Below are 3,581 nucleotides of genomic sequence, written 5' to 3'. Positions count from 1 at the left end.
GCCCACGCTCGAGGAGGTCGCCGCCCGGGCGGGGGTCGGTCGGGGCACGGTCTCACGGGTGATCAACGGCTCGCCGCGGGTGAGCGACGCGACCCGCGCGGCGGTGGAGGCGGCGGTCGCCGAACTCGGCTACGTGCCGAACACCGCGGCCCGCGCCCTCGCGGCCAACCGCACCGACGCCATCGCGCTCGTCGTGCCCGAGCCGGAGACCAGGTTCTTCGCGGAACCGTACTTCTCGGACATGTTGCGCGGTGTCGGCGCCGAACTCGGCGAGACCGAGATGCAGTTGCTGCTGATCTTCGCGGGGAGCGACCGGGAGCGGGAGCGCCTCGCGCAGTACCTGGCGGCGCACCGCGTGGACGGGGTCCTGCTGGTCTCGGTGCACGCCGACGACCCGCTGCCCGACCTGGTCTCGCAACTGGAGATCCCGGCGGTGATCAGCGGCCCGCGCTCGGCCGCGGAGACGCTGACCTCGGTCGACTCGGACAACTTCGGCGGCGCCCGCTCGGCCGTGGAGCACCTGGTCTCCCGGGGGCGCAGGCGGATCGCCCACATCACCGGCCGCCTCGACGTGTACGGCGCCCAGCGTCGTGTCGACGGCTACCGCGAGGCGCTGCGGGAGGCGGGCCACACCGCGGACGAACGGCTCATCGTGCCCGGTGACTTCACCGAGGAGGGGGGCCGCCGGGCGATGGCCACGCTGCTGGAGCGGTACCCGGACGTGGACGCGGTCTTCGCCGGCTCGGACGTCACGGCGGCGGGCGCCCGGCAGGCGCTGCGCGCGGCGGGCCGCCGCATCCCCGACGACGTGGCGCTGGTCGGCTACGACGACTCGGCCATCGCCCGCCACATGGACCCGCCGCTGACCAGCGTCCGCCAGCCCATCGAGGAGATGGGCCGGGCGATGATCGACCTGCTGCTCTCGGAGATCGCCGACCGGCGGCCCGCCGTGTCCCGGGGGCTGGAGCGGCGGCATGCGGTGCTGCCGACGGAACTGGTGGTGCGGGCGTCCTCGTGACGTCCCCCACACGCGTGAGGTGCCGCTCCGGCCCGGAGTCGGGGCGGCACCGCAAAAACGAATCAGCCGGTGACCCGTCTCGCGACGGAGTCACCGGCTGATCACCAAGGGTGAGTGACGGGACTCGAACCCGCGGCATCCTGGACCACAACCAGGTGCTCTACCAGCTGAGCTACACCCACCATGACCGGGGGTTCACTTGGTCGTTTCCCCGACCGGCCGAGAAGAAGTCTACAGGGTCCGAAGGGGTGCTCGCGCACCTGTTTTCGCGCGAGCCGCCGAGCGGACCCCGCGGGCCTACTGGGCGGGCAGGACGTGCCGGGCCGCGATCTTCCGCGCGGTGTCGGAGTCGGGGCCGGGCTGGGGGACGAAGATGGCCTCGCGGTAGTAGCGCAACTCGGCGATGGACTCACGGATGTCGGCGAGGGCCCGGTGGTTGCCGTTCTTCTCCGGGCTGTTGAAGTAGGCCCGCGGGTACCAGCGCCGGGCCAGCTCCTTGATGCTGGAGACGTCCACGATCCGGTAGTGGAGGTAGTCCTCCAGCGTCGGCATGTCCCGCAGCAGGAAGCCCCGGTCGGTGCCGACGGAGTTGCCGCACAGCGGGGCCTTGCCGGGCTCCTTCACGTGCTCGCGGACGTAGGCGAGGACCTGCTCCTCGGCGTCGGCCAGCGTGGTGCCGCCGGCCAGCTCGTCCAGCAGTCCGGACGAGGTGTGCATCTGACGCACCACCTCCGGCATCGTCTCCAGCGCCGAGTCCGGCGGACGGATGACGATGTCCACCCCTTCGCCGAGTACGTTCAGCTCGGAGTCGGTGACGAGGGCGGCCACCTCGATGAGAGCGTCGTCGGACAGCGAGAGGCCGGTCATCTCGCAGTCGATCCACACCATGCGATCGTTCATGCGACCACCCTAAAGCTGACGTCCCCGTTTGGGATGCCCCGCGCAGCCGCCGGACTCGCCGGGAAGCCGACCGGCCCGGCGCGGAGCCGGACGGCGAGGAGGGGGCGGATGTGCCCGCCTCCTCCTCGCTCGCGCCCGTCGTGCGTTCAGTTGCCGCTGCGCGGCCCCGGCAGCAGGCTGACCGGCTGGCGCCGGCTCTGCATCGGGACGCCGCTCTCCCGGTCCGGGTGCAGGACCGAGGGCGCGTGGCCCAGCGGCCCGTGGCCGGGCAGGCCCGCTGTCCCGGCCGGCCCCTGCTGGGCCACCGCCGCCTCCGGGTCACCCGCTCTGTCGCCCTGCGGCCGGCGGGCCCGGTAGGCGGCCCGGTAGGCGGCGGGGGACGAGCCGAGCTGGCGGCGGAAGTGCCCGCGCAGCGCGACGGGGGAGCGGAAGCCGCAGCGGCCCGCCACCTCGTCCACGGAGTAGTCCGACGTCTCCAGCAGCCGCTGCGCCTGGAGCACCCGCTGGGTGATCAGCCACTGCAGCGGCGCGCTGCCGGTCAGCGAACGGAACCGGCGGTCGAACGTACGGCGGCTCATGTAGGCGCGTGCCGCCAGCGTCTCCACGTCGAACTGCTCGTGGAGGTGTTCCAGCGCCCAGGCGACGACCTCGGCGAGCGGGTCGGCGCCGATCTCCTCGGGTAAAGACCTGTCGAGGTAGCGCTCCTGACCGCCGCTGCGGCGCGGCGGGACCACCAGCCGGCGGGCCAGCGCGCCGGCCGCCTCGTTGCCGTGGTCCGTGCGCACGATGTGCAGGCACAGGTCGATCCCCGCGGCCGTGCCGGCCGAGGTCAGCACATCGCCGTCGTCGACGAACAGCTCCCGTGGATCCACGTGGACCGACGGATAGCGCTTGGCCAGCGTCGGCGCGTACATCCAGTGGGTGGTCGCCGGGCGGCCGTCCAGCAGGCCGGCCGCCGCGAGCACGAAGGCCCCGGTGCACAGACCGACGATCCGGGCACCCTCCTCGTGTGCGCGGCGCAGCGCGTCGAGCGCTTCCTCCGGCGGTGGCGAGGTGATCGAACGCCAGGCCGGTACGACGACCGTCCCGGCGCGTGAGATCGCCTCCAGTCCATGCGGCGCGGTGAGTTCGAGGCCCCCTGTGGTCCGCAGTGGGCCTTCCTCGCCGGCACACACCAGCAGTCGGTAGCGCGGCACGCCGGCGTCCTGGCGGTCGATCCCGAACACCGACAGCGGTATGGAACTCTCGAAGATGGGGCCGCCGCTGAACAGCAGCACCGCGACGATCTCCTTGCGGCGTCGCCCGGAGAGTTTCCGGGCCGCGGCTTCCGGCGCGGCAGTGGAGTCGTGGCTCATCCTGCTAAGCCCCCCTCGGTGGTCGCGGCTCCTCGGTTGTGTCGCTCCTGCACGTTTCCCCTCGGTCCTGCACGAGTCCCCCGCCGTAAGACAGTCAAGATCGAATCTATCGGCTACCGCGGTCTCACGGTGGCCGGTTCGACACGCCGGACATTGTCGACATGACAACTTGGCGTGAAGCATTCGATCACGAAGCGTTGCACTCGTGGGGCGTGCAGGGAAGTGCGCCTTGTCGCAGTGGCCAAACCGCGTAGGGTGCGGAGGTCGGCCCAGACCCTTTCCGTGCAGGTGGAACGGGGGTTGGGGGG

3 protein-coding genes and 1 tRNA gene are annotated in these 3,581 nt (G+C 72.2%); 1 reads left to right on the top strand and 3 read right to left on the bottom strand.

Annotated features, from left to right (window positions below):
• Positions 1-1,018: LacI family DNA-binding transcriptional regulator (locus V7E45_RS39380; RefSeq protein ID WP_333779099.1), on the top strand; the 1,018-nt coding region annotated here is incomplete at its 5' end.
• Between the two features lie 109 nt (positions 1,019-1,127).
• Here the strand turns inward: V7E45_RS39380 and V7E45_RS39375 are convergent.
• From V7E45_RS39375 to V7E45_RS39365, 3 genes are all read right to left on the bottom strand, one after another.
• Positions 1,128-1,200: transfer RNA gene (locus V7E45_RS39375), tRNA-His, on the bottom strand.
• A gap of 115 nt (positions 1,201-1,315) precedes the next feature.
• The gene (gene orn / locus V7E45_RS39370) at positions 1,316-1,918 is read right to left on the bottom strand and encodes an oligoribonuclease (RefSeq protein ID WP_333779098.1); all 603 of its coding nucleotides are present in this window, start codon (positions 1,916-1,918) and stop codon (positions 1,316-1,318) included.
• Between the two features lie 146 nt (positions 1,919-2,064).
• On the bottom strand, positions 2,065-3,273 hold the full coding sequence (locus V7E45_RS39365; protein WP_333779097.1) for a helix-turn-helix domain-containing protein: 1,209 nt from the start codon (positions 3,271-3,273) through the stop codon (positions 2,065-2,067).
• Positions 3,274-3,581 lie beyond the last annotated feature (308 nt).

It is taken from the genome of Streptomyces sp. IBSBF 3136 (assembly GCF_036815105.1).
Lineage (GTDB): Bacteria > Actinomycetota > Actinomycetes > Streptomycetales > Streptomycetaceae > Streptomyces.
Note: the sequence above shows the minus strand (reverse complement) of the source record. Positions and strands in the feature narration are given on the sequence as shown.

Bases quoted from the DNA above. Each gene is read 5' to 3' on its own strand.
- V7E45_RS39365 (WP_333779097.1), bottom strand. From the start codon at position 3,273: ATGAGCCACGACTCCACTGCCGCGCCGGAAGCCGCGGCCCGGAAACTC.
- orn (WP_333779098.1), bottom strand. From the start codon at position 1,918: ATGAACGATCGCATGGTGTGGATCGACTGCGAGATGACCGGCCTCTCG.